The following is a 26,693-nucleotide window of genomic DNA, read 5'->3' as shown; positions in this document are numbered from 1 at the left end:
CCATGTCACTGCTAGAAATCAAGAATCTCAATGTCCGCTTCGGCGACGCCACTGCGGTGCCGGTGGTCGACGGCCTCGACCTCAAGGTCGACAAGGGCGAAGTGCTGGCCATCGTCGGCGAGTCCGGCTCCGGCAAATCGGTGACCATGATGGCCTTGATGGGCCTGATCGAGCCCCCCGGCATCGTCACCGCCGATGCCCTAAGCTTCGACGGCCGCGACATGCTCAAGCTCAGCCCGCGCCAGCGCCGGCAGATCGTCGGCAAGGACCTGGCCATGGTCTTCCAGGACCCGATGACCGCGTTGAACCCCAGCTATACCGTGGGCTTCCAGATCGAGGAAGTGCTGCGCCTGCACCTGAAGATGTCCAGCAAGGCCGCACGCAAGCGCGCCATCGAACTGCTGGAAAAGGTCGAGATCCCCGGCGCCGCCAGCCGCATGGACGCCTACCCGCACCAACTGTCCGGCGGCATGAGCCAGCGGGTGGCAATCGCCATGGCGATCGCCGGCGAGCCCAAGCTACTGATCGCCGACGAACCCACCACCGCCCTCGACGTGACCATCCAGGCGCAAATCATGGACCTGCTGCTCAACCTGCAGAAAGAACAGAACATGGGCCTGGTGCTGATCACCCACGACCTCGCCGTGGTCGCCGAAACCGCCCAGCGGGTGTGCGTGATGTACGCCGGCCAGGCGGTTGAGGTGGGCCAGGTACCGGAGCTGTTCGATATCCCCGCGCACCCCTACAGCGAAGCGCTGCTGGCGGCGATTCCCGAGCACAGCCTCGGCGCCACTCGCTTGTCGACCCTGCCGGGCATCGTCCCCGGGCGCTACGACCGGCCTCAAGGCTGCCTGCTATCGCCACGCTGCCCCTACGTGCAAGACAACTGCCGCGCCCAGCGCCCCAGCCTCGACCCGAAAGCCGCCAGCCTGGTGCGCTGCTTCTACCCGCTGAATCAGGAGGTGGCGTAATGGCCGTCGTTCTTACCGCCCGCGACCTCACCCGTCACTACGAAGTGTCCCGTGGCCTGTTCAAGGGCCACGCCACCGTGCGCGCACTCAACGGCGTGTCCTTCGAGCTGGAAGCCGGCAAGACCCTGGCTGTGGTGGGTGAATCCGGCTGTGGCAAATCCACCCTGGCGCGGGCCCTGACCCTGATCGAGGAACCGTCTTCCGGCTCGCTGAAGATCGCCGGCCAGGAAGTCGCCGGCGCCGACAAGGCCCAGCGCAAGCAACTGCGCAAAGACGTGCAGATGGTGTTCCAGAGCCCTTATGCCTCGCTCAACCCGCGGCAGAAGATCGGTGACCAGCTGGCCGAGCCGCTGCTGATCAACACCAAGCTGTCGGCCGCCGAACGCCGGGAAAAAGTCCAGGCGATGATGAAGCAGGTAGGCCTGCGCCCCGAACATTACCAGCGCTACCCGCACATGTTCTCCGGGGGGCAGCGCCAGCGTATCGCCCTGGCCCGGGCAATGATGCTGCAGCCCAAGGTGCTGGTGGCGGACGAACCGACCTCGGCCCTGGACGTATCGATCCAGGCCCAGGTATTGAACCTGTTCATGGACCTGCAGCAGGAATTCAACACCGCCTATGTGTTCATTTCCCACAACCTGGCAGTGGTGCGCCACGTGGCCGACCAGGTGCTGGTGATGTACCTCGGCCGGCCGGTGGAAATGGGCCCCAAGGAGGACATCTACACCCGCCCCCTGCACCCCTACACCCAGGCCCTGCTGTCGGCGACTCCAACCATCCACCCGGACCCGGACAAGCCGAAGATCAAGATCGTCGGCGAGCTGCCCAACCCGCTGAACCCACCACCGGGCTGCGCCTTCCACAAGCGCTGCCCTTATGCCACCAAGCGTTGCAGCACTGAAGAGCCGGCCCTGCGCCAGCTCGACAGCCGCCAGGTGGCCTGCCACTACGCCGAGCAATTCGTGCTGTAGCGGCCATGAAAAAGGCGCTCCCGGAAGGCTCCGGGAGCGCCTGAACCTTGTTCGACCCGCCCCCGGCGACGGATTGCGCATCAGTCCGTCGTCGGGGGTTTCTTTTAGCCCTGGCTGTCGCCGTCATCCTCGTCGGTGGTCTGGTCGTCATCGCCGGAACTGCCACCCTGACCTTCATCGCCCGGCTCCGATTCGGACTTGGCAAGCATCTGCACCGGTGCGCTCTGGCTCGAGGAGTAACCCGGCTCGCTCACCTGCATCAGGTTGTGGGCCCAGGCCGCCGAGGTTCCGAGCGACAGCATCACCAGCACTTTGATCAACAGCACAACGCGTTGGAAAATTCTCATAGCCGATTCCATCCTTTCATAGGTGAATCATCGAAGGCTGCGCGCCAGCCTTACGGCGGCCACAGCACTGTCTGAAACCTAGTCGTGATATCCCGGCTTTTCCAGATAGCTCCCTATCGATTCCCGAGCCGCCAAAGCCCTTCCGATTAACGGCACTCCCTTAAGAACACCACAACCCGCAGGAGCCGGCTTGCCGGCGAAGAAACCCGCAAGCCAGGCACAACAGCGTCCGCCGCCTTAGCTGGCAAGCCAGCGCCTACGGGGCGGCGGCAGGCCAATCCAGCGCGCAAAAAAAGCCCCGCTGTCTGCACAGCGGGGCTCGGGGGTGACCGACGAACTTAGTGGTGTTCGCGGGTGGCGCGGAATTTCACGTCCGGCCAGCGCTCTTCCATCAGCGCCAGGTTGACCCGGGTCGGCGCCAGGTAGGTCAGGTGGCCGCCGCCATCCAGGGCCAGGTTTTCCACCGCCTTGTTGGAAAACTCTTCGAGCTTCTTCTTGTCGCTGCATTCGATCCAGCGGGCGGACCACACGGTGATCGGCTCGTAGGAGCACTCCACCTTGTATTCCTCCTTCAGGCGGCTGGCCACCACGTCGAACTGCAGCACACCCACGGCGCCGAGGATGATGTCGTTGCTGCGCTCGGGGAAGAACACCTGGGTCGCGCCTTCTTCGGCCAGCTGTTGCAGGCCCTGGCGCAGTTGCTTGGACTTGAGCGGGTCCTTCAGACGCACACGGCGGAACAGCTCCGGGGCGAAGTGCGGAATACCGGTGAAGCCCAGCGCCTCGCCTTCGGTGAAGGTGTCGCCGATCTGGATGGTGCCGTGGTTGTGCAGGCCGATGATGTCGCCGGCATAGGCCTCTTCCAGTTGCTCACGCTCGGAGGAGAAGAAGGTCAGGGCATCGCCGATGCGCACGTCCTTGCCAGTGCGCACGTGGCGCATCTTCATGCCTTTCTCGTACTTGCCCGAGCAGATGCGCATGAAGGCGATGCGGTCGCGGTGCTTGGGGTCCATGTTCGCCTGGATCTTGAAGATGAAGCCCGAGAACTTCTCTTCCTGGGGGGCCACGCTGCGCTCGTTGGCAACGCGGGCCAGCGGCAGCGGCGCCCAGTCCACCACGGCGTCGAGCACGTGGTCGACACCGAAGTTGCCCAGCGCGGTCCCGAAGAACACCGGCGTCAGCTGGCCGTCGAGGAACTCCTGCTGGTTGAACTCGTGGCAGGCGCCCTGCACCAGTTCCAGCTGCTCGATGAAGCGCTCGTACTCGTCACCCAGGTGGGCCCGGGCTTCGGCGGAGTCGAGCTTTTCGATGATTTTGGTTTCGGTGCGCTCGTGGCCATGGCCTGGGGTGTAGACGATGATGTAGTCGCCGGCCAGGTGGTACACGCCCTTGAAGTCGCGGTAGCAACCGATCGGCCAGGTGATGGGGGCAGCCTTGATCTTCAGGACCGCTTCGATTTCGTCCAGCAGTTCGATCGGGTCGCGAATGTCCCGGTCGAGTTTGTTGATGAAACTGACGATGGGCGTGTCGCGCAGGCGGCAGACGTCCATCAGGGCGATGGTCCGTGGCTCGACGCCCTTACCGCCGTCGAGCACCATCAGCGCCGAGTCCACCGCGGTCAGGGTGCGGTAGGTGTCTTCCGAGAAGTCTTCGTGGCCGGGGGTGTCCAGCAGGTTGATCATGTGTTCGCGATAGGGGAACTGCATGACCGACGTGGTAATGGAAATACCCCGCTGCTTCTCCATCTCCATCCAGTCGGAAGTGGCGTGGCGGTCGGACTTACGCGATTTGACGGTACCCGCCACCGCAATGGCCTTGCCCATCAGCAACAGCTTCTCGGTGATGGTGGTCTTACCCGCATCCGGGTGGGAAATAATGGCGAAAGTGCGGCGTTTCGCGACTTCGGCGGCCTGTTGGGTCATGGGAAATCGCCTGGCGGTGATCAAAAAAGGGCGCAGATTATAGCCCAGACATAGCCTTGCGGGCCACAGCTCCCCCCGTCGCCCGGGCGACCGGACGGCAGATTAACGGTGGCTAAATGCTGCCAATTATGGAACCTTTTAAAACGTGGAGACGTCCACTCCCCTGTCACGCACTGTCGTCAGGGGCTGAAATATCAGCAAGTTAGCTTGACGAAGCTGCGCTCATGGCCCGTTCACCCGCCGCTCTGCCGGCGCTCGACGAGCTGCTTTTCGCGCGTACTTTCCCGGCAGCCAGGAATGGCCCTGCCACACGGGAAAGTGCCCGCCGACCGACAAAAAGGAGTCCGCCTGTGGCTATTCGCTATGGCAAAGGGCTGATAGGAGGCGCTGCGGTAATCGCCCTCCTGGCCCTGCTGGTCCACTGGATCGGCATCACTACGATCGAACACTACCGCGACGATCTGTTGTTCTACCTGCAAGCTCATCTGTTCCTGGTCCTGGCTTCAATGCTAGCCGCGCTGGTGGTGGGGATCCCCGCCGGCATCGTCCTCAGCCGCCCGAGCATGGTCGGACGCGCCGAACGCTTCATGCAAGTGTTCAACATCGGTAACACCGTCCCTCCCCTGGCCGTCCTGGCCATCGCTCTGGGGATCCTCGGCATCGGCAGTGGCCCGGCCATTTTCGCGCTGTTCCTCGCCTCCCTGCTGCCCATCGTGCGCAACACCTACGAAGGCCTGAAGAACGTCCAGGGCTCTCTCAAGGAAGCCGCGGTCGGCATCGGCATGACGCCACGCCAGGTGCTGTGGAAAGTCGAATTGCCCAATGCCGTGCCAATCATCATCGGCGGTGTGCGGGTGGCCCTGGCGATCAACGTCGGCACCGCGCCCCTGGCCTTCCTGATCGGCGCCAACAGCCTGGGCAGCCTGATTTTCCCCGGCATCGCCCTGAACAATCAGCCGCAATTACTGCTCGGCGCGGCCTGTACCGCGCTGCTGGCCTTGCTCCTCGATGGCCTGGTGACCCTGGCCAGCCGACTTTGGCTGGAACGTGGTCTGCGCCCGTCTTAAGCCCGTCAGAGCCAAGGAACCGACATGAAGAAATTAAGCCTGATACTCGGCTGCGTCCTGCTTTTCAGCACACTGGCCCACGCCGCGGAAAAACCGCTGATCCGCATCGGCGCCCGGGTCTTCACCGAACAGACTCTGCTGGCGGAGATCACCTCCCAGTACTTGCGCAGCAAGGGCTACGACACCCGCGTCACCGGGGGCCTGGGCAGCAACCTGGCCCGCAGTGCCCAGGAAAGTGGGCAGTTGGACCTGATCTGGGAATACACCGGAGTCTCGCTGGTGGCCTACAACCACATCGACGAGAAACTCGACAGCGAACAGTCCTACGCCCGGGTGAAAGAACTCGACGCGAAAAAAGGCCTGGTCTGGCTGTCACCGTCCAAGTTCAGCAATACCTACGCCCTGGCGCTGCCAGAGAACGTGGCCAAGGAACATCCGCAGATCAATAGCATCAGCGACCTGACCCAGGCCCTGGCCGAAAACACCAAGGAAAACCGCCTGGTGGCCCTGGACACCGAGTTCGCCAACCGCTCCGACGGCATGGCCGGGATGGTCAAGCTCTATGACATGGCCCTGACCCGCAAGAACAGCCGGCAGATGGACGCCGGCCTGGTCTACACAGCCCTGCGCAACGGCCAGGTGTTCGCCGGCCTGGTGTACACCACCGACGGGCGCCTCAATGCCTTCAAGCTCAAACTGCTGGAAGACGACAAGCACTACTTCCCGGACTACACCGCCGCGCCGGTGGTACGCCAGGCCTACCTCGACGCGCACCCGCAACTGGCCGCCGAGCTCAAGCCGCTGGCGGCGCTGTTCGACGACGAAACCATGCGCCAGCTAAACGCGCGGGTCGACGTCGACCATGAAAGCCCATCCGCCGTGGCCGCAGATTTCCTGCGCCAGCACCCGATCAACTAAAGAGGAGAAGACATGGAATTCCTGAACGCCTTTTCCCATCTCGATTGGGCCCAGGTCCTGCACCTGACCTGGCAGCACATCACCCTGGTGGGCATCGCCGTGACCCTGGCCATCGTCTTCGGCGTGCCCCTGGGCGTGCTGATGACCCGCTTCCCGACCCTTGCCGGCCCACTGCAGGCCAGCGCCACCGTGCTGCTGACCATTCCGTCCATCGCCCTGTTCGGCCTGCTGCTGCCGTTCTACTCCAAGTTCGGCCAGGGCCTGGGCCCGCTACCGGCTATCACCGCGGTGTTCCTCTATTCCCTGCTGCCGATCATGCGCAACACCTACCTGGCGCTGACCGGCGTCGAACCGGGCATTCGTGAAGCCGCCCGCGGCATCGGCATGACCTTCGGCCAGCGCCTGCGCATGGTCGAGTTGCCGATCGCGGTGCCGGTGATCCTCGCCGGGGTACGCACCGCCGTGGTGATGAACATCGGCGTCATGACCATCGCCGCCACCATCGGCGCCGGCGGCCTGGGCGTACTCATTCTTGCTTCCATCAGCCGCAGCGACATGTCGATGCTGATCGTCGGCGCCGTGCTGGTCAGCCTCCTGGCCATCTTCGCCGACCTGCTTCTGCAATGGCTGCAACGCTCGCTGACTCCAAAAGGACTCCTGAAATGATCGAACTTCAAAACCTGACCAAGACCTTTCGCAGCAACGGCAAGGATGTCAAAGCCGTCGACTCGGTAAGCCTGACCGTCAATGAAGGCGAGATCTGCGTGTTCCTCGGGCCCTCCGGCTGCGGCAAGAGCACCACGCTAAAAATGATCAACCGCCTGATCATGCCCACCTCGGGCAAGGTGCTGATCAATGGCGAAGACACCACCGATCTCGACGAAGTGACCCTGCGCCGCAACATCGGCTACGTGATCCAGCAGATCGGCCTGTTCCCCAACATGACCATCGAGGAAAACATCGTGGTGGTGCCACGCCTGCTGGGCTGGGACAAGCAGAAATGCCACGACCGGGCCCGCGAGCTGATGAACATGATCAAGCTCGAACCCAAGCAGTACCTGCATCGCTACCCACGGGAACTGTCCGGTGGCCAGCAACAGCGCATCGGGGTGATCCGCGCCCTGGCGGCGGACGCTCCGCTGCTGCTGATGGACGAGCCCTTCGGCGCGGTGGACCCGATCAACCGCGAGATGATCCAGAACGAATTCTTCGAGATGCAGCGGGCGCTGAACAAGACCGTGATCATGGTCAGCCATGACATCGACGAAGCCATCAAGCTGGGGGACAAGATCGCCATCTTCCGTGCCGGCAAGCTGCTGCAGATCGATCACCCCGACACCCTGCTGGCGCACCCGGCGGACGACTTCGTCAGCAACTTCGTCGGCCAGGACAGCACCTTGAAACGCCTGTTGCTGGTCAAGGCCGAAGACGCCGCGGACAACGCCCCGTCGGTCAGCCCGGAAACCCCGGTAGCCGACGCCCTGGAACTGATGGACGAACACGACCGGCGCTACGTGGTGGTGACCTGTGCCGAGAACAAGGCTCTGGGTTATGTACGTCGTCGCGACCTGCACCGCCAGACCGGCACCTGCGCCCAGTTCCTGCGAGAGTTCAACGCTACAGCCGCCTACGACGAACACCTGCGGATTCTTCTGTCGCGCATGTACGAGTTCAACCGCTCGTGGCTGCCGGTGATGGATGCCGAGCGAGTGTTCTTGGGCGAGGTGACTCAGGAATCCATCGCCGCCTACCTGAGCTCCGGGCGTTCGCGGGGGATGAAGACCAATATCGTCTCGCCGGCTGAAGCGGTGGTTGGCTGATCAATAAATAGCCAATAACCAACCTGTGGCGAGGGAGCTTGCTCCCTCGGGACTGTGAAGCGGCCCCTCTTTGCAAAAAGAATGGGGCTGCTGCGCATCCGGCGCGAGCAAGCGCCCTCGCCAGCATGTGTTTTTGGCCCACCCACACGCCGGAAAAAAATATCAACAGCCGCCCCAGTCAGAGCTGTCCGGCGCCCCCCTCCGAAATAACCAAAATCCTCCTCACACCGCCCTCTCGCCGCTAACGTCGCCGATGTTGGCGCTTTCATACTTCCCAGCTACTTGGCACACAAAAGCGTCGAACGTGCAGGTATTTTTAACACTCGAGAATTCTTCGGGAACATCTGTCCGTCATCTGTGTCGGCTACAAAGAGAGGTGTCGATAACGCACGTCAGACAAGTGCAAAAACGCGACATTTTTTGTTGATCTCAACCCCTTCACCGCCTAAAGTTCGCGCCGAACGTCCATGCTGGAAACGATCCATCCGGCTCAAGTACTGACGACGAGACAGCAAGGCCAAGGGCAGATTGCCCATGGCCTTTTTGCTTTCGGCGACATGCCTTGGGAAGTAGGCGAACCAAAGTGGGGATACGGAGGACGTTCATTTGCACCCATTGATTTCTAACGTTTGCCAGTAGGAGCTCCCAACGCATGTCGATTAACGTCGAAGACTATTTTGCGCGCGAAACCTTTCAAAAAATGAAGGCGTTCGCCGACCAGCAAGAAACCCCGTTCGTGGTCATCGACACCCAGATGATCTCCCAGGCCTACGACGACCTGCGCGCCGGTTTCGAATTCGCCAAGGTCTACTACGCGGTCAAGGCCAACCCGGCCGTCGAGATCATCGACCTGCTGCACGAAAAAGGCTCCAGCTTCGACATCGCTTCGATCTACGAGCTGGACAAGGTGCTGGGCCGCGGCGTCAACCCGGCCAACATCAGCTACGGCAACACCATCAAGAAGTCCAAGGACATCCGCTACTTCTATGACAAGGGCGTGCGCCTGTACGCCACCGACTCCGAGGCCGACCTGCGCAACATCGCCAAGGCCGCACCGGGCTCGAAAGTCTACGTGCGCATTCTCACCGAAGGCTCCACCACCGCCGACTGGCCGCTGTCGCGCAAGTTCGGCTGCCAGACCGACATGGCCATGGACCTGCTGATCCTCGCTCGCGACCTGGGCCTGGTGCCTTACGGCGTGTCGTTCCACGTGGGTTCGCAACAGCGCGACATCAGCGTATGGGACGCCGCCATTGCCAAGGTCAAGGTGATCTTCGAGCGCCTCAAGGAAGAAGACGGCATCGAGCTGAAGCTGATCAACATGGGTGGCGGCTTCCCGGCCAACTACATCACCCGCACCAACAGCCTGGAAACCTATGCCGAGGAAATCATCCGCTTCCTCAAGGAAGACTTCGGCGACGACCTGCCGGAAATCATCCTCGAACCAGGCCGTTCGCTGATCGCCAACGCCGGCATCCTGGTCAGCGAAGTAGTGCTGGTGGCGCGCAAATCCCGCACCGCCGTCGAGCGCTGGGTGTACACCGACGTGGGCAAGTTCTCCGGCCTGATCGAAACCATGGACGAGTCCATCAAGTTCCCGATCTGGACCGAGAAGAAAGGTGAAGTGGAAGAAGTGGTGATCGCCGGCCCGACCTGCGACAGCGCCGACATCATGTACGAGAACTACAAGTACGGCCTACCACTGAACCTGGCCATCGGCGACCGCCTGTACTGGCTGTCCACCGGCGCCTACACCACCAGCTACAGCGCGGTGGAATTCAACGGTTTCCCGCCGCTGAAGGCCTTCTACGTTTAAAGACTGCGCTTAGCTGCAAGAAAAAGCCCATGACCTGTCATGGGCTTTTTTGTACCTGAATCACACATCCTTCCTTGTAGGAGCGAGCTTGCTCGCGAAACGCAGACGACTCATTGCCCGGGTCTAGCCCCTTCGCTGGCAAGCCAGCTCCTACAGGTCATTGCGGTGCGTCGCCCAGTTCCACCGCCCGCCGCTGATAGGCCTGGGCCAGCTCGCGAATCTCGGGATGCGTGGCATTGAGCAGCGCGGCGCATGCCACCCGGAGGAAGTTCAGATTGCCGCCGGCCAGGGCGCGCTTCAGCCACTCCACGGCTTCGTCGATACGCCCGGCATCGGCCAGCACTGCCGCATGGCTGAACTGCCCGCGAAAATCCCCGCCTTCGGCCGAGCGCCGGTACCAGTCCCGAGCTGCTTCGAGGTCGGCCTGGCACACCAGCCCTTCTTCCAGGTAACGCCCCAGCAGGTTCATCGACTTGGCATGGCCAAGGTCCGCCGCTCGACGGTAGCAGGCCAGGGCCAAGGCATGGTTCTGCACCACGCCGCGACCGGTGGCCAACAGGTTGGCGTAGTTGTACAGCCCCCAGTCCAGCCCCGCTTCGGCCGCCAGGCGATAGTGCCCGGCCGCGCTGGCGGCATCCGCCGGGCAACCCCAGCCGTGCTCATGGCAGCGGCCGAGCATGTTGCGCGCCATCAGGTGCCCGCGTTGTGCGGCGATCTCGAACCAGCGCACCGCCAGGGGTTGATCCTGCTGGATGCCGCGACCGTCGAGGAGGATCTGCCCCAGCAGCGCCTGGGCATCCAGCAGGCCCTCGGAAGCAGCGGCCAGCACCGCCTGGGCGGCGCGGGCCGGGCTCTCCTCAAGCATGGCGCTCAGTTGCGCGCCGTCGAGGAGCTCCTCGCGACGAAGTTGAAAAGTCACGACTTACACCTCGACCCAGCGACGCAGAAGGTTGTGGTAGGTGCCGGTCAGGCGGATCAGGGAAGGATGGTCGGGCGCGTCCCGGGTCAGCTCCTGGATCGCGCCGTCCATCTCGAACAGCAAGGCGCGCTGGCTGTCTTCGCGCACCAGGCTCTGGGTCCAGAAGAATGAGGCGTAGCGAGCGCCCCGGGTCACCGGGTTGACCTTGTGCAGGCTGGTGCCTGGATACAGCACCATGTCCCCCGCCGGCAGCTTGACCCGCTGCAGGCCGAAGGTGTCCTGGATCTCCAGCTCGCCGCCGTCGTAATCCTCGGGGTCGCTGAAGAACAGGGTCGACGACAGATCCGTACGCACCCGCTCCGGGCTGCCCTTGGGCTGGCGCACCGCGTTGTCGATATGAAAATCGAAACTGCCGCCGGCGGTGTAGCAGTTGATCAGCGGCGGAAACACCTTGTGCGGCAAGGCGGCGGACATGAACAGCGGGTTCTGCCACAGGCGATCGAGCATCGCCGCGCCGATCTCCTGGGCCAGCGGGTGGCCTTCCGGCAGTTGCAGGTTGTGCTTGGCCTTGGCCGACTGGTAACCGGCGGTGATCTTGCCGTCCGCCCAGTCCGCCTGTTCCAGGGCTTCACGGATGCGCCCGACCTCGTCACGGGTGAACACGCCAGGGATGTGCAGCAACATGGCCAGGTACCTGCAGAGCGAAAGGCCGTCAATGATATTGATTCTTATTGACTGTGTAAAACCCCGGGACGCATGAGAACGTAAAAACCGTAAAGGCAAATTGTAAAGAATGTAAATTAAGTGCGAATAGCAATATTTCGCAATTGATAACAAATGTTTCTTTCCCCTATATTCCGCCGCCTCAAATCCTTGGGGAGGGGAAAAACATGTCACGCCAACAACCACCATCCGCTGTCAGTTCACCACGCCTGCTGGCGTCTGCAATTGGCGTGGCGATCACCGCCGGCTCCGCAGGCCATATGGTCCAGGCGGCTGAAGAGACTCAGCAGAAGACTTCGGGCAAAGCCATTGCCCTGGAAGCCACCAGCATTACCGGTGAGGCCCAGGACCAAACGTCCTACAAGGTCGAAAACTCCTCCTCGAAAAAGTACACCGCGCCGCTGGTGAACACCCCACGCTCGGTGACCGTGGTGCCACAGCAAGTACTCAAGGACACCGCGGCCACCTCGCTGCAGGACGCCCTGCGTACCGTGCCCGGTATCACCTTCGGTGCCGGTGAGGGCGGCAACCCCCAAGGCGACCGTCCGTTCATCCGGGGGTTCGACGCCCAAAGTGACACCTACCTGGACGGCGTCCGCGACACAGGTGCCCAAAGCCGCGAAGTCTTCGCAGTTGAAAACATCGAAGTCAGCAAAGGCCCTAACTCGGCCATGGGCGGCCGTGGCGCCGCTGGCGGCAGCATCAACCTGGTGAGCAAGAAGGCGCACCTGGGTAACTCCCTGGACGGTGGCTTCACCTGGGGCTCCGATCAGACCCAGCGCTACACCCTGGATGGCAACTACCAGTTCAGCGATACCGCCGCTGGCCGTCTGAACCTGATGAGCCATGAAAGCAACGTCGCCGGACGAGACAAGGTCAACTACGACCGCTGGGGCATCGCCCCGTCCCTGGCCTTCGGCCTAGGCACCGACACCCGGGTATTCCTCGATTACTACCACCTGGAAAGCGATGACCTGCCGGACTCGGGCATTCCCTACGGCTATTCCATGGGCACCGCCCACACCGCGGCCCATCCGGACAAACCGGTCAACGGCGGCGACAGCAGCAACTTCTATGGCCTGACCGACCGCGACTTCCGCAAGTCCCGCGTGGACACCGCGACCTTCGCCATCGAGCACGACCTGAACGACTCGTTGACCCTGAAGAACACCTTCCGTCACGGCACCAGCATGCAGGACTACATCCTGACCCAGCCGGACGACAGCCAGGGCAACGTACGCAGTGGCACCGTCTGGCGTCGGGCCAACACCCGGGTGTCGAACACCGACACCACCACCAACCAGACCGATCTGTACGGTGAGTTCGTGCTGGGCGGCTTCAAGAACAACTTCTCCGCCGGCATCGAACTGTCCGACGAGTCCTCGAGCAAAAGTGGCTACACCGTTTCCAACAACGCCAATATCAAGTGCAACGTGCCGCAGCCTGCTGGCGTTTGTACCTCGCTGTCGAACCCGACTCCGGATGACGCCTATGCCGGCACCATCAGCCGCAACTACGCGGGCACCGACACCGAAGGCACCACCCGGGCCATCTACTTTGCCGACACTCTGGAGCTGACCCCGCAGTGGCTGGTCAACATGGGCCTGCGCTACGACCACTTCGAAACCCAGGCCAAGACCAAGAACACCGCGCGCACCACCACCTTCAAGGCCGAGGACACCAGCGAATTCGTGACTGGCCAACTGGGCCTGGTATGGAAGCCGCAGGACAACGGCAGCGTCTATATCTCCTATGCCACCTCGGCTACACCGGTCGGCAGCACCCTGGACAACGGCGCCGAGACCAACCCGTTTGCCACCACTTCCGGCACGCCGACCAGCATCGTCAGCGACATGAAACCCGAGGAAACCGTCAACTACGAGATCGGCACCAAGTGGGACCTGTTCAACGACCGTCTGGCACTGACGGGTGCGATCTTCCGTACCGAAAAGGAAAACACCCGGGTCCTGAGCAGCAACTACACCTACGAAAATGCCGGCAAGACCCGAGTTGACGGCCTTGAGCTGACCGCAAGCGGCAAGCTGACCGACAAGTGGCAAGTGTTCGCCGGCTACAGCTACTTGGACAGCACCATCGTCGATCCGGGCGCCAGCGGTGATCGCAGTGGCAAAGTCACCAGCCTGACCAACCCGGCCAAGGGCAATGAATTGCCAAATACGCCGAAAAACAGCTTCAGCCTGTGGACCACCTATAACCTGACCCAGAAGCTGACCATCGGCGGTGGCGCCTTCTACGTCGACAAGGTCTGGGGCGATAACAACAACAGCCTGTACGTACCGTCCTACACCCGCTACGACGCCATGGCCAGCTACAAGCTGACCAAGAACGTCGACCTGCAGTTGAACGTGCAGAACCTGACCGACAAGACCTACTACGACAAGGCCTACGCGGCGCACTTCGCCAACCAGGCGGCCGGTCGTACCGCGCTGATGAGTGCCAACTTCCACTTCTGATCCAGCGCAAGACCTTCCTGTGGCCACGGCCACAGGCGCCCAAGCCCCACGCATTTCAATGCCTGGGGCTTTTGCATGTAAAAACGAATGCTTCTCGACAACACACGGCATAATGCGCGCCGTGTTTCCTCTCTCTGGACGAACAAGGCGAGTGACGTGTTGAAGAAAACCCTGTTCCAGCTGCACTGGTTCTTCGGCATCAGCGCGGGGCTGGTCCTGGCCCTGATGGGCATCACCGGGGCGACCGTGTCGTTCCAGGACGAAATCCTGCGCGCCCTCAATCCATCGGTGCTGCAAGTCGACAAGCTCCCCGCCGGGGTGCTGCCGCCCGCCGAACTGGTGGACAAGATCCAGGCCGCCAAAGGCAAGACGGTGTCCATGCTCTGGGTCGAAACCGACAGCGGCAACGCCGCGCGGGTGTTCTTCACCCCGCCGCCAGGGGAACGCCGTGGCCAGATGCGCTACTTCGACCCCTATACCGGCGAGTTCATGGGCGACGCCGTCGGCCAGGACTTCTTCGGCTTCATGCTGCAACTGCACCGCTTCCTGGCCGTCGGCGACACCGGCCGGCAGATCACCGGCGCCTGCACCCTGATCCTGATCTTCTTCTGCCTGTCCGGGCTGTACCTGCGCTGGCCGCGCCAGGTCGGCAACTGGCGGGTGTGGCTGACCCTGGACTGGGCCAAGAAAGGCCGCGGCTTCAACTGGGACCTGCACGCGGTGTTCGGCACCTGGTGCCTGCTGTTCTACCTGCTGTTCGCCCTCACCGGCCTGTACTGGTCCTACGATTGGTACCGGGAGGGCCTGACCAAGCTGCTCTCCGATGCGCCACACAGCGAACGCCAGCGTGGCGGCCGCGGTGGCCCACCGCCCAAGGGCCCGGCCCCGGTGGCGGACTACAACGCCATGTGGAGCAGCGTCTACAGCGCCGCCGGCAAGGACCTCAATGCCTACAACATCCGTATGCCTGCCGTGGCCGGGCAGCCGGCGACTGTGTTCTACCTGCTCAAGACCTCCCCCCACGAACGGGCGCTGAACCAACTGACCCTCGACCCGGCCACCGGGGTGATCAGCCGTCATGACCGCTACGCCGACAAGAGCCTCAAGTCGCAGTTGCTCACTAGCGTCTACGCGCTGCACGTGGGCAGCTACTTCGGCCTGGTGGGGCGCATCCTGCTGACCCTGGCCTCCTTGACCATGCCGCTGTTCTTCGTCACCGGCTGGCTGCTGTACCTGGATCGCCGACGCAAGAAGCGCCAGATCAAGCAGGCCCGCCAAGGCCTGGAAAGTACCGCCCCCGACGGCTCGGCGTGGCTGATCGGTTTCGCCAGCCAGAGCGGTTTCGCCGAGCAACTGGCCTGGCAGACCGCCGGGCAATTGCAGGCTGCCGGGGTGGCGACCAAGGTCCAGCCGCTGAGCAGTCTCAGCGAACAGGATCTGCGTGACGCCCAGCGCGCGCTGTTCGTGGTCAGCACCTTTGGCGACGGCGAAGCACCGGACAGCGCCCGCGGCTTCGAGCGCAAGCTACTGGGCCGCGAGCTGTCGCTGCAAGGCCTGCAATACGCCGTGCTCGGCCTGGGCGACCGCCAGTACCAGCACTTCTGCGGCTTTGCCCGACGCCTGCACGACTGGCTGTCGAACCAGGGCGGCAGCACCCTGTTCGCCCCCATCGAAGTGGACAGCGGCGACAGCTACGCCCTGCGCCACTGGCAGCAGCAACTGGGCCAGCTCACCGGCCATGCCCCGGTAGACCTGTGGCAGGCCCCGGCCTTCGACAACTGGACCCTGAAGAGCCGCACCCTGCTCAACCCCGACAGCAGCGGCTCCGGGGTCTACCTGCTGCAACTGCTGGCCCCCAGCGCCAGCAGCTGGCTGGCTGGCGACCTGGTGGAAGTCATGCCGCGCAACAGCCCGTGGATGGTGGAATACTTCCTCGACGGCCTGGGGCTTTCCGGCGAGGCCAGGGTCCAGCTCGACGGCCTGGAAGAGAGCCTGGAACAGGCTCTGGGCAGCCGCCAGCTACCGGAAAACCGCACCCACCTGGTGGGCCTGCACGCCCAGGCCCTGGTGGATGCCCTGGTACCCCTGAGCATGCGCGAATACTCCATCGCCTCGATTGCCGCCGACGGTTGCCTGGAGCTGCTGGTGCGCCAGGAACGCCACCCCGATGGCAGCTTGGGGATCGGTTCCGGCTGGCTCACCGAGCATGCTGCGGTGGGTTCGAGCATCAGCCTGCGGGTACGGCGCAACAGCGGCTTCCACCTGCCGACCGAACCTTGCCCACTGATTCTGCTGGGCAACGGCACCGGGCTGGCGGGCTTGCGCAGCCTGCTCAAGGCGCGGATCGCCGAGGGCCAGCAACGCAACTGGCTGATCTTTGGCGAGCGCAATGCCGAGCATGATTTCTACTTCAAGGATGAACTGCAGGAATGGCGCACCCGGGGCGACCTGAGCCGCCTGGATCTGGCGTTCTCCCGGGACCAGGCCGAGAAGGTCTACGTCCAGGACCGCCTGCTCCAGGCGGCGGACGAGCTGAAAAAATGGCTGGACGATGGCGCCGCGCTCTACATCTGCGGCAGCTTGCAGGGCATGGCGTCGGGAGTGGATCAGGTACTTAACGAACTGCTGGGAGCAGAGCACGTGGAGCGCCTGATCGAAGAGGGCCGCTACCGCCGCGACGTTTACTGAGGCCTCAGACGCTTCGCCGGCAAGCCGGCTCCTGCACCAATCCTGCAGCCCCCTCCGTAGGAGCTGGCTTGCCAGCGAAGGCGCCCGTCTGAACAGCGCAAGGCTCACGGGCCCTATTCGCCGGCAAGCCGGCTCCTACGGGACGGGGCGCTGGTGGGGATGGTTACGCCGGTTGCAGGTTGTGTTCGTACACCGCCACGCCGTCCAGGTCCCGCAGGATCACTTTCAGCTCCGCCGTTTGCCCATCGATCTGCACTTCGCCAAAGAACTGGAAGCCGGCAAAGGGCGAAGTGTTCTGCGCTGGCGGCGCCTTCTGGAACACCACTTCCGGGCCGAAGGTCTTGTCCAGCGCATTGGGCCCGAAACTCCCGGCATTCAGGGGGCCGGCAACAAACTCCCAGAACGGCTCGAAATCCTGGAACGCCGCGCGATCCGGGTGGTAATGGTGGGCCGCGCAGTAATGCACATCGGCCGTCAGCCACACATGGTTGCGTACCTGATGCTTGCGCAAATACGCCAGCAGCTCGGCAATCTCCAGCTCGCGGCCCTGGGCCGGGCCCGGGTCGCCGTTGGCGATCGCCTCCCAGCGCGCCACCCCGGGGCTGACTTCGCCATCGGGCACGCCCAGGCCAATGGGCATGTCCGCCGCCACCACTTTCCACTGAGCCGAGGAGTCCTTGAGCTCACGCTTCAGCCAATCGAGTTGCTCGCGGCCGAGGAAAGGTTTCTCGCCGCCGAGGTTGTCATCGTTGGGGCCGCGATAGCTGCGCATGTCCAGCACGAACACATCCAGCAACGGCCCATAGCTGAGCTTGCGGTAGATGCGCCCGCCGCCATCGGCGCTCTGCCGGCGCATGGGCGAATACTCCAGCCAGGCCTGGCGCGCGCGGCCCACCAGGGTCTGGATGTCCTTGACCACGTAACGTTCGTCCAGCTGCTTGCTCGGCGACCAGTTATTGACCACCTCGTGGTCGTCCCACTGCCAGATCTGCGGCACCTCGGCGTTGAAGCGGCGCAGGTTTTCGTCCATCAGGTTGTAGCGGTAGTTGCCCCGGTATTCGTCGAGGGTCTCGGCCACTTTGCTCTTGGCCTCGGTGGTGATATTGCGCCAGATCCGCCCGTCTTCCACGGTCAACTGCGCCGGCACCGGGCCGTCGGCGTAGATGGTATCGCCGCTGTGGATAAAGAAGTCCGGCAAGCGCAGGCGCATGGCCTCATAGATACGCATGCCACCGATGTCCGGGTTGATGCCAAAGCCCTGGCCCACCGTGTCACCGCTCCAGACAAAACGGATGTCCCGGCGTTGCGTCGGCGCACTGCGCAAATGGCCGAACCACGGCTCACTGGCCACACCGCTCTGGGCGTCCTCGAAGGTCACCCGATAGAAGATCGCCTGATCGGCCGGCAACCCGGTCAACTCCACCCGCGCCGTGAAGTCGGTCCGCGCATCGGCCAGGGGCGAGATGAAACGCCGGGGGTTGCTGAACATGCTGCGCGTATCCCACTCCACCACCATCCGCGCCGGGCGGTCGCTGCGGCTCCAGATCATCGCCCGATCCCCCAGCAGGTCCCCGGACTGCACCCCATCGGTGAGCTGCGGCCGATCCTTGACCGAAGCAATCACCGCCGGCGCCAGGCTCGGCAGCAACAGCCCCGCCCCAGCGATTTGCATGATCCGACGACGGCCGAGGTTGAACTCGCTCATGGTGACTCCCTGACAATGGTCAAAAGCCAACCTTAGTCAGTGGGGATGAAGGGGGTGTGACAGCGAGGCTGCTGTGCCCCCTGCCACCGTAGGAGCTGGCTTGCCAGCGAAGGCATCGGCCCGAACAGCGCAAGGTTCAGGGGCCGCTTCGCCGGCAAGCCGGCTCCTACGAGGAGGCCGGTTGCAGGGCCAGTTCCACGGTTTCCGGCCGTTTCACCAGCGCATAGACAACCGCCGTCAGCAGGCTGCCCGCGACAATCGCCAGCAGGTACAGCAGGGCGTGGTTGATGGCATTCGGGATCAGCATGACGAACAGGCCGCCGTGGGGCGCCATCAGTTTGCAGCCGAAGTACATCGACAAGGCCCCGGTCAGGGCGCCGCCGGCAATGCTCGCCGGGATCACTCGCAACGGGTCTTTGGCGGCAAACGGAATCGCCCCTTCGGAGATAAAGCACAGGCCCAATACCAGGGCGGCTTTGCCGGCTTCGCGTTCGGTCTGGGCAAATTTGCGTCGGGCAATGAAGGTGGCAATCCCTAAGCCAATCGGCGGTACCATGCCCGCCGCCATGGTCGCGGCCATCGGTGCATAGCTCTGGGAGGCCAGCAGCCCTACCGAGAACGCATAGGCCGCCTTGTTGATCGGCCCACCCAGGTCGACGCACATCATGCCGCCCAGCAGTACCCCGAGCAGAATGGCGTTGGTGGTGCCCATGCTGTCGAGGAAGTGGGTCAGGGCTTCGAGCATGCCCGCCACGGGTTTACCCACCACGTAGATCATCACCAGCCCGGTGAACAGGCTGGCCAGCAGCGGGATGATCAGGATCGGTTTCAACGCCTCCAGGCTTTGCGGCAAACGCGCATATTTATTGATCGCCTTGGCCGCATAACCGGCGAGGAAGCCGGCGACGATGCCGCCGATAAAACCCGCGCCCAGGGTGCTGGCGAGCATGCCGCCGATCATTCCCGGCGCCAGGCCTGGGCGGTCGGCGATGGAGTAGGCGATGTAACCCGCCAGCAGCGGCACCATCAACTTGAAGGCGGTCTCGCCGCCGATCTGCATCAAGGCCGCGGCCAGGGTGCCCTCCTCCTTGAAGGCGGTGATGCCGAAGACGAAGGACAGGGCAATCATCAAGCCGCCCGCCACCACCATCGGCAGCATGAACGACACCCCGGTCAGCAGGTGTTTGTAGACCCCGGTCTTTTCCTGTTTGGCCGGTGCCTGGGCGCCTGACGCGGAGGACTCCAGCTGGCCCTCGGCCAGGGCCTTGTTCAGGATCGCTTCGGACTGTTTCAGGGCCACGCCGGTGCCGCAGCGATAAATGCGCTTGCCGGCAAAACGCTCGGTGGCCACTTCGATGTCCGCCGCCAGCAGCACCACGTCGGCCTCGGCAATGGCTTGGGCGCTCAGCGGATTGCGCGCGCCCACCGAGCCCTGGGTTTCCACTTGCAGGTCGTAGCCCAGGCGCTTGGCGGTCTGCTGCAGGGCCTCGGCGGCCATGAAGGTGTGCGCCACGCCAGTCGGGCAAGCAGTGATCGCCACCAGCCGCGGGGCGCGCTTGCCTGTTTCGACCACTGGCTCGGCACTGACCTCGGTGGCCACATGGACCTGGGCCTCTTCGGCGCCGCGACGCAGCACTGCATCGACATCCTGCAGGGCCTGGGACGGGCTGCTGCGGTACACCCGCTTGCCGACAAAACGCGACAGGTCCACAGGCCCGGTGCTGACCACCAGTACCCACTCGGCAGCCTCGATGGTCGTGGCCGACAGTTGACGTTCGGGGTGCGCTTCATCGTGCACTTCGACGCTGGTGCTCCAGCCCTGGCGCTGGGCCGCGGCGTCCAGCAGGCGGGCGCAGAGTACGCTGGTGACCATGCCGTTGGGGCAGGCGGTAATAATGGCTAACTTCATACGCAACCCTCTTATTGTTCTATGAGGGGATGCACGCGCACCCCCTGCTCCAGCCGGGCCAGTTGCGCCCTGTCGCTGATGCCGAAACCGATCTGGGTCACGGCCATGGCGGCAATCGCCGTGGCGGTGCGCAGGGTCTGTTCGAACGGCTGGGCGCCAAGCAGGCCGTGGAGCATGCCCGCCAGCAGCGAGTCGCCGGCGCCCACGGTGCTGACCACGCTGACCTTGGGCGGCAGGGCCTGCAAGGACGGTGCAGCACTGAACCAGTTGACCCCCTCGGCGCCGTGGGACACCACCACATGCTCGACGCCCTGGGCGCGCAACTGGCGCGCAGCCTCGGCCTGCCCGGCCACTGAAACCACCGGGCTGCCCAAGGCGTCCGCCAGCTCTTCGGTGTTGGGCTTGACCAGCCAGGGGCCTGCCGCCAGGCCGGCGCGCAAGGCAGCGCCGCTGGTGTCGAGGGCGACTTTAAGACCGAGGTTTTTCAAACGCAGCAGCAGGGCCTGGAACCATTCGGGGCTGACCCCACGCGGCAGGCTGCCGGCCACCACCACCGCGTCATGCCCGGGAGCGATCTGTTCCAGGCGTTCAAGCAGGGCCTGTTGCGCAGCTTCGCTAACCTCGGGCCCAGGGCCGTTGATGTCGGTAATGCGCCCGTCACTTTCGGCCAGCTTGATGTTGCTGCGAGTGTCCCCGGGCACACGGATAAAGGCGTCGACAAACCCGCGCTGGGCAAACAACGCGTCAAACGCCTGTGGATTGTTTTCCCCGAGAAAACCGCTGACGGTCAGTTGATGGCCGAGGTCGGCCAGCACCTGGGCCACGTTCACGCCCTTGCCGGCGGCGTGGGTGTACATGGCGTCGCTGCGGTTGACCTGCCCTGCGTCCAGGCGCGCCAGCTGCACCGTCAGGTCCAGCGCCGGGTTGAGGGTCAGGGTAAGAATCTTCGCCATTACATGGCCTCCACTAGGGCGCGCACTTCGTTGGCGCTGCCGACGGCCAGGGCCTGTTGAGCAAGGGTTTGTGCCTGGGTCAGGCGCAGTTCGCGGATCCGCGCCTTGACCTCGGCGATGCTGCGTCCGGAAACACTGAGTTCATCCACCCCCAGGCCCACCAGCACCGGCACCGCCAGCGGGTCGGCCGCCAGCTCGCCGCAGACCCCGACCCACTTGCCGTGGGCATGGGCGGCACGCACGGTGATGTCGATCAGTTGCAACACTGCCGGGTGCAGGCCATCGGCCTGGGCGGAAAGGGTCGGGTGGCCACGATCGATGGCCAGGGTGTACTGGGTCAGGTCGTTGGTGCCGATGCTGAAGAAGTCCACTTCCTTGGCCAGCACCGGCGCCAGCAGGGCGGCGGACGGCACTTCGATCATGATCCCCAGTTGCAGGTCGGCCACGGGGATTTCCCGGCGCAGGCGCTCGGTCATGTCCCGGGCCTGGCGCCACTCTTCGACGCTGCCGACCATGGGGAACATGATCCGCAGTGGACGGTTGTCCGCCGAGCGCAGCAGAGCGCGCAATTGCGCTTCCATGATCAGTGGCCGCTGCAGGGTCAGGCGGATGCCGCGCACGCCGAGGAAGGGGTTTTCTTCCTTGGCGATCGGCCAGTAAGGAAGCGGTTTGTCGCCGCCCACATCCAGGGTGCGCACCACCAGCGGACGCCCGGCAAGGCCGTCGAGTACGCGGCGGTATTCGGCTTCCTGGGTGGCTTCGTCCGGGGCCTGGGGATGGGCCATGAAGATCAGTTCGGTGCGCAGCAGGCCGATGCCCTCGGCGCCGTTTTCCACGGCGGCGGCGACACCGGCGCTTTCACCGATATTGGCGAACACCTCGACCGCGTGACCATCGGTGGTATGGGCCGCCTGATGACGTTGCTCGGCGGCCGCCTTGAGCCGTTGCTCGCGGTTGTCGCGCTCTTCGGCGGCCCGTTGCAAGGTCGTGCTATCAGCGTCGACATGCAGGCGCCCGCGTTGGCCGTCCAGCAACAAGGGCGTACCGGACTTGATCAGCAACACGCTGGCCCCCGCGCCCACCAGGGCCGGAATCCCCAGGGCCCGGGCGACGATGGCGCTGTGTGCGGTAGCGCCGCCGCGGGCGGTGAGAATGCCGGCGACCCGGGTCGGATCGAGGCGCGCGACGTCCGAGGGACCGACTTCGTCCATCACCAGGATGTAGGGCTGGTCCGGCTCGGCCGGGGTTTCGATGCCGCACAATTGCGCCAGCACCCGGCGGCCAATGTCCCGCAGGTCGGCGGCACGCTCGGCGAGCAAGGCATCCTGCAGGGCTTCCTGCTGCTTGGCGGCGATTTCGATCACGGTCATCCACGCCGCTTCAGCGCTTTCGCCCTGCTTGAGGCGGGTGTCCACTTCGTCGGTCAACTCGGGGTCGTCGAGCATTTCCTGGTGGGTGATGAAGATTTCGCGAATGGCCTTGGCCTGGCTGCGCTGGATCAAGCCGTCGATGTCCTGGCGCACTTCGGCCAGGGCCTGCTGCAGGCGCTGACGCTCGATGGCGGTGGACTCGCCCCGCAGCGGGTAGTCGATGGCTTGCTGAACCTGGATATGGGCCGGGCCGATGGCGATGCCGGGAGCGGCGGCGATGGCCTGGATCAGGCTGCCGGAGGCCGGCGCGCTGAGCGGGACCACGACTTCCTGCTGTTCTTCCCGAGGGGCGCTGACGGCCGGCAGTGGCTCAACCTCTTCGCCCAGCCCCTCTTCGATGGCCGCCAACAAAGCAGGCAAAGCGTCGGCGGCAATGCTCGGTTCAGCGATCAGTTCCAGCACCTGGCCGCGTCGGGCACCGAGACTCAGCAGCTTGCTCAGGCTTTTTACCGAGACGGCCGAATCCTTGCCGTCGGCGATGCGGATGCGGATCTCGCCCTCGAAATTTTTCGCCAATTGCGCCAGCACCTTGGCCGGGCGGGCATGCAGGCCGTGGGCATTGGCCAGGGCGATACGGGCGCTGGGCCAGTCCGCCGGCAACTCGCCGCCGAGCACTTCCAGCACCGCACGGCGGCTGGTGGCACGGCCCAGTTCCTGGCCTCGGCCTTCGATCAGCAGCGCACACAGGCGTTCCAACAACGCTTGGTGGGCCTCCCCCAGGCTGGCCAGGCAGAACAGGCCGCTCAGGGGCTGGCCCAGGTAGCGGATGGGTTTGTCCGGGGTGACAAAGGCCAGCCCCGGGCGCAGCACGGTCTGCTCGCTGTGCAACCACCACAGGCCGTCGCCCAGGGGCAACGCATCGACCTGTTGCAGCACCGCGGCAAAGCCGTTGCTCACGCACTCGGCCTGGCGCAGCAGACGGGCGCCACGCCAGACCAGTTCTTCGAAGTCTTCCGCCGCCACCCCGAGGCCGATCATCTGCGCATCCAGCGCCAGTTCCTGGGGCGCACCCTGCAATAGCTTGAGCAGGGCCTCCGGGGAACTGGCGCGACGCAGGGCCTGGCCCAGGTCGGTTTCACCCAGGGCGCGGGTCAGGAGTTGCAGGAGTCGCAAATGCTCGTCGGATTTGGCCGCGATGCCGATGGCCAGGTAAACGATCTGCCCATCGCCCCAATCCACGCCGTCGGGAAACTGCAGCAGGCGCACGCCGGTGGCAAAGACCTGATCGCGGGTTTCCGGGGTGCCGTGGGGAATGGCGATGCCTTGGCCAAGAAAGGTCGAGCCCTGGGTTTCGCGGGCCTGGAGGCCAGCCAGGTAACCCTCGGCCACCAGGCCGTCCGCCACCAGTTTGTCGGCCAGCAAGTGCAGCGCCGCGGACTTATCCACAGCCGACTGGCCCATGGATATCTGCTCTACAGTGAGCTCGAGCATGGCTTCTCCTATTTAGCGCGGCAGGGGGCGGCGCTAGGTATTGTTTTAAGTAAGCAGCGTAGGCGTCTTTACTGCCACAAACGGGACTCGGTGCCTGGCAGGGGCGTTTTCCGTTCGGGCTTGGGCCTAGAAAATACGCTTGCTGAAACGTTTAATCTAGCAAGTTTGGTACGTTACTCCATAATCTCGAGCGCTTGAAGTCCTTCTGGTCGATTGCCGGTTCCGACGTTGGTCGCCTGCCCAGATCAGGTAGGATTGGCGAAAATATCGGGGCAAGCACCAAAAACAAGGAAATCCCGGGTTGAAACTCAGTGATATCGCTCGCCTGGCCGGTGTGTCTGTGACCACCGCCAGTTACGTCATCAACGGCAAGGCCGAACAACAACGCATCAGCAACGCCACCGTGGAACGGGTGCGAGCGGTGGTGGAAGAACACGGCTTTACTCCCAACCCCCAGGCGGCCGGCTTGCGCAGTCGGCACACCCGTACCTTGGGTTTCATTCTCCCGGACCTGGAGAACCCCAGCTACGCACGCATCGCCAAGCTGCTGGAGCAAGGCGCCCGGGCCCGAGGGTATCAGCTGCTGATCGCCAGTTCCGACGACGCTCCGGACAGCGAGCGGCAATTGCTCCAGCTGTTCCGCGCCCGGCGTTGCGACGCGCTGTTCGTCGCCAGCTGCCTGCCGCCGGAAGACGACAGCTACCAGCAGCTGCAGGCCCAGGGCCTGCCGATCATCGCCATCGACCGGGTGATGCCGCCCGAGCTGTTCTGCTCGGTGATCAGCGACGACCTGCAAGCCAGCCTGCACCTGACCCAGAGCCTGCTTGAGCCTGAGCCCAAGCAGATCGTGCTGATCGGCGCGCGCCCGGAACTGAGCATCAGCCAGGAACGGGCCGCCGGATTCCGCCAGGCCCTGCAAGGCTTCGGTGGCGAAGTGCTGATCGAGCACGGCGAAGCCTTCAGTCGTGATTGCGGCCGCCAGCTGATGGAAGAACTGCTGCAGCGCCTGGGTCATCTGCCAGACGCCCTGGTGACCACCTCCTATGTACTGCTGCAAGGGGTATTCGATGCCTTGCACGACTTCCCGCTGAAATCCCGGCCGCTGCGCCTGGGCACCTTTGGTGATACCCAGTTGCTGGATTTCCTGCCGCTGCCGGTCAATGCCATGGCCCAGCAGCATCAACTGATCGCCGAAAAAGCCCTGCAACTGGCCCTGGCCGCCATTGAAGAGGCGCATTACCAGCCCGGCGTGCAGGCCATCGCGCGGACCTTCAAACAGCGCATCCAACAGGGCTGAACCGTGGAGCTGATCGACAGCCACACCCACCTGGATTTCGCGGATTTCGATGCCGATCGCGGGGCGCTGCTGGCAGACAGCCGCGCCCTGGGCGTCTCGCGAATGGTGGTGCTGGGGGTCTATCAGGCCAATTGGCAGCGGCTCTGGGATCTGGTGCAAAGCGACTCGCAGCTGTACGCGGCCTTTGGCCTGCACCCGGTGTACCTGGACGATCACCGCCCGGAACATCTCCAGCAACTGGGTGACTGGCTGACCCGGCTGGCAGGGCACCCGCAAGTGTGCGCGGTGGGCGAGATCGGCCTGGACTACTTTCTTGCGCACCTGGATCGCGAGCGCCAACAGGCACTCTTCGAAGCGCAATTGCAGCTGGCGGCAGATTTCCAGTTGCCCGCCCTGCTTCATGTCCGGCGCAGCCACGCGGCGGTGATCGCCAGCCTGAAGCGCTTCAAGCTCAAGCGTGGCGGCATTATCCACGCCTTCGCCGGCAGCCGCGAGGAAGCCCGGGAATACCTCAAGCTGGGGTTCAAGCTGGGTCTGGGGGGCGCCGCGACCTGGCCCCAGGCCCTGCGCCTGCGCAAGGTGATCGCCGAGCTGCCGCTGCACGCCCTGGTGCTGGAAACCGACTCGCCGGACATGGCGCCTGCCATGTTTCCCGGCCAGCGCAACAGCCCGCAGCACCTGCCGGCCATCTGCGCCGCCCTGGCGCAGATCATCGGCATCACGCCCGAGCAACTGGCCAGCGCCAGCACCCGCAACGCCTGCGAGCTGTTCGGCTGGCCTTCAGCCGGCCTGTAGCTGCAACGGTCGGCGCTGACGCCGACGGGCAGCCATCATCACCAACAGGTAACTCACCAGCATCAATGCCGAAACGCTCAGTTGCTGAGCCAGGCTTACCAGCCCGACCCACTCCAGCACCAGTGTCACCAATATCACCGTGGCACACAGCACGATCATGGTCGCGCGCAGGGTGGCCAGCGAGCCCAGGGACCTGAGGCGCTTGATCTGTTCGGGGCAACTGAGCTTCAGCGGTTTGTGGCAATGGTTGCAGTTGAAGGCTTCCTGCAACGCCATGGCATTGAGTTGCCAGGGTTCGAGTTCAAGGAGGGTCTGGCAATGGGCGCAACGGCCCTGGATTCCAGAAGTGGCAGTCATCAACGTATTTCCTCAGGGCCATGCAAGGCACATGGCCAACTGGTCGAACAGCCTGCGGGATCACCGGGGCTGAAAAATCAGACGCGCAGGAAAACAGGAAACACGCGACAAACAAAGCATTCATTTACTACCGATTGTATGCAAAGCAGCGAAGCCCCTGGTTTCCGGGGCCTCGCCGAG

20 protein-coding genes are annotated in these 26,693 nt (G+C 63.9%); 11 read left to right on the top strand and 9 right to left on the bottom strand.

Annotation, left to right across the window (positions count from 1 at the left end):
- The first annotated feature begins 2 nt into the window (after nucleotides 1–2).
- Both ABCR88_RS04590 and ABCR88_RS04585 read left to right on the top strand, forming a co-directional pair.
- Nucleotides 3–971: an ABC transporter ATP-binding protein gene (locus tag ABCR88_RS04590; RefSeq protein ID WP_337154180.1), complete on the top strand. Its 969-nt coding sequence runs from the start codon at nucleotides 3–5 to the stop codon at nucleotides 969–971.
- Nucleotides 971–1,942, top strand: coding sequence for a peptide ABC transporter ATP-binding protein (locus tag ABCR88_RS04585; RefSeq protein ID WP_350404172.1), 972 nt, complete (start codon nucleotides 971–973; stop codon nucleotides 1,940–1,942). Before ABCR88_RS04590 ends, ABCR88_RS04585 begins: the two co-directional genes overlap by 1 nt.
- Before the next feature lie 104 nt (nucleotides 1,943–2,046).
- Here ABCR88_RS04585 and ABCR88_RS04580 read toward each other — a convergent pair whose 3' ends face one another.
- Together ABCR88_RS04580 and ABCR88_RS04575 are read right to left on the bottom strand one after the other, a co-directional pair.
- Nucleotides 2,047–2,289: a hypothetical protein gene (locus ABCR88_RS04580; protein ID WP_015634142.1), complete on the bottom strand. Its 243-nt coding sequence runs from the start codon at nucleotides 2,287–2,289 to the stop codon at nucleotides 2,047–2,049.
- A 338-nt stretch (nucleotides 2,290–2,627) separates the two neighbouring features.
- Nucleotides 2,628–4,211, bottom strand: coding sequence for a peptide chain release factor 3 (locus tag ABCR88_RS04575; protein WP_011059228.1), 1,584 nt, complete (start codon nucleotides 4,209–4,211; stop codon nucleotides 2,628–2,630).
- A 350-nt stretch (nucleotides 4,212–4,561) separates the two neighbouring features.
- Here ABCR88_RS04575 and ABCR88_RS04570 point away from each other — a divergent pair, with 350 nt between their 5' ends.
- The 5 genes from ABCR88_RS04570 to ABCR88_RS04550 all read left to right on the top strand — a co-directional run bounded on the left by ABCR88_RS04570 (nucleotide 4,562) and on the right by ABCR88_RS04550 (nucleotide 9,832).
- Entirely contained in the window at nucleotides 4,562–5,278 is a 717-nt protein-coding gene (locus ABCR88_RS04570) for an ABC transporter permease (RefSeq protein ID WP_011059227.1), read from the top strand.
- Between the two features lie 24 nt (nucleotides 5,279–5,302).
- On the top strand, nucleotides 5,303–6,196 hold the full coding sequence (locus ABCR88_RS04565; protein ID WP_041115959.1) for a glycine betaine ABC transporter substrate-binding protein: 894 nt from the start codon (nucleotides 5,303–5,305) through the stop codon (nucleotides 6,194–6,196).
- A gap of 12 nt (nucleotides 6,197–6,208) precedes the next feature.
- Entirely contained in the window at nucleotides 6,209–6,862 is a 654-nt protein-coding gene (locus tag ABCR88_RS04560) for an ABC transporter permease (RefSeq protein ID WP_011059225.1), read from the top strand.
- Entirely contained in the window at nucleotides 6,859–8,016 is a 1,158-nt protein-coding gene (locus ABCR88_RS04555) for an ABC transporter ATP-binding protein (RefSeq protein WP_236183818.1), read from the top strand. The genes ABCR88_RS04560 and ABCR88_RS04555 overlap by 4 nt, the downstream gene beginning before the upstream one ends.
- Before the next feature lie 652 nt (nucleotides 8,017–8,668).
- Nucleotides 8,669–9,832, top strand: a complete 1,164-nt coding sequence (locus ABCR88_RS04550; protein WP_041115957.1) for a type III PLP-dependent enzyme — start codon at nucleotides 8,669–8,671, stop codon at nucleotides 9,830–9,832.
- A gap of 157 nt (nucleotides 9,833–9,989) precedes the next feature.
- Here the strand turns inward: ABCR88_RS04550 and ABCR88_RS04545 are convergent, their stop codons facing one another.
- Entirely contained in the window at nucleotides 9,990–10,751 is a 762-nt protein-coding gene (locus tag ABCR88_RS04545) for a tetratricopeptide repeat protein (protein WP_041115956.1), read from the bottom strand.
- A gap of 3 nt (nucleotides 10,752–10,754) precedes the next feature.
- Complete coding sequence (locus ABCR88_RS04540; protein WP_325985515.1) at nucleotides 10,755–11,435, bottom strand: Fe2+-dependent dioxygenase; 681 nt, start codon at nucleotides 11,433–11,435, stop codon at nucleotides 10,755–10,757.
- A gap of 206 nt (nucleotides 11,436–11,641) precedes the next feature.
- Between ABCR88_RS04540 and ABCR88_RS04535 the strand changes: the two genes are divergently transcribed.
- Both ABCR88_RS04535 and ABCR88_RS04530 read left to right on the top strand, forming a co-directional pair.
- A complete protein-coding gene (locus tag ABCR88_RS04535; protein WP_236183821.1) occupies nucleotides 11,642–13,948 on the top strand; it encodes a TonB-dependent siderophore receptor in 2,307 nt (768 codons plus the stop codon).
- Nucleotides 13,949–14,104: 156 nt separating this feature from the next.
- Nucleotides 14,105–16,636, top strand: coding sequence for a sulfite reductase flavoprotein subunit alpha (locus ABCR88_RS04530; RefSeq protein WP_350404168.1), 2,532 nt, complete (start codon nucleotides 14,105–14,107; stop codon nucleotides 16,634–16,636).
- 163 nt (nucleotides 16,637–16,799) lie between these two features.
- On the opposite strand, the gene ABCR88_RS04525 is transcribed toward ABCR88_RS04530, so the two are convergent.
- The 4 genes from ABCR88_RS04525 to ptsP form a co-directional block, all read right to left on the bottom strand.
- A complete protein-coding gene (locus ABCR88_RS04525; RefSeq protein ID WP_350404166.1) occupies nucleotides 16,800–18,341 on the bottom strand; it encodes an alkaline phosphatase D family protein in 1,542 nt (513 codons plus the stop codon).
- Nucleotides 18,342–18,507: 166 nt separating this feature from the next.
- Nucleotides 18,508–20,250 carry a PTS fructose-like transporter subunit IIB gene (locus ABCR88_RS04520; protein ID WP_350404164.1) on the bottom strand — a complete coding sequence of 581 codons (1,743 nt, stop codon included), beginning with the start codon at nucleotides 20,248–20,250 and terminating at the stop codon, nucleotides 18,508–18,510.
- 11 nt (nucleotides 20,251–20,261) lie between these two features.
- Complete coding sequence (gene pfkB / locus ABCR88_RS04515) at nucleotides 20,262–21,203, bottom strand: 1-phosphofructokinase (protein ID WP_350404162.1); 942 nt, start codon at nucleotides 21,201–21,203, stop codon at nucleotides 20,262–20,264.
- Nucleotides 21,203–24,064 (bottom strand): phosphoenolpyruvate--protein phosphotransferase, encoded by a 2,862-nt coding sequence (gene ptsP / locus ABCR88_RS04510; protein ID WP_350404160.1) that lies wholly within the window; start codon nucleotides 24,062–24,064, stop codon nucleotides 21,203–21,205. The genes pfkB and ptsP overlap by 1 nt, the downstream gene beginning before the upstream one ends.
- A 301-nt stretch (nucleotides 24,065–24,365) precedes the next feature.
- Between ptsP and cra the strand changes: the two genes are divergently transcribed.
- Complete coding sequence (gene cra, locus ABCR88_RS04505) at nucleotides 24,366–25,361, top strand: catabolite repressor/activator (protein ID WP_041115948.1); 996 nt, start codon at nucleotides 24,366–24,368, stop codon at nucleotides 25,359–25,361.
- Nucleotides 25,362–25,364: 3 nt separating this feature from the next.
- Complete coding sequence (locus tag ABCR88_RS04500) at nucleotides 25,365–26,156, top strand: TatD family hydrolase (RefSeq protein ID WP_011059213.1); 792 nt, start codon at nucleotides 25,365–25,367, stop codon at nucleotides 26,154–26,156.
- On the opposite strand, the gene ABCR88_RS04495 is transcribed toward ABCR88_RS04500, so the two are convergent.
- Nucleotides 26,142–26,513 (bottom strand): hypothetical protein, encoded by a 372-nt coding sequence (locus tag ABCR88_RS04495; RefSeq protein WP_019095647.1) that lies wholly within the window; start codon nucleotides 26,511–26,513, stop codon nucleotides 26,142–26,144. The two genes, ABCR88_RS04500 and ABCR88_RS04495, sit on opposite strands and share 15 nt — an antisense overlap.
- Nucleotides 26,514–26,693: the final 180 nt, after the last annotated feature.

Source organism: Pseudomonas sp. W17, from assembly GCF_040268305.1.
Taxonomy (GTDB): Bacteria; Pseudomonadota; Gammaproteobacteria; order Pseudomonadales; family Pseudomonadaceae; genus Aquipseudomonas; species Aquipseudomonas protegens.
The sequence above is the reverse complement of the archived record's forward strand: the minus strand, read 5'-3'. Positions and strand labels throughout refer to the sequence as shown.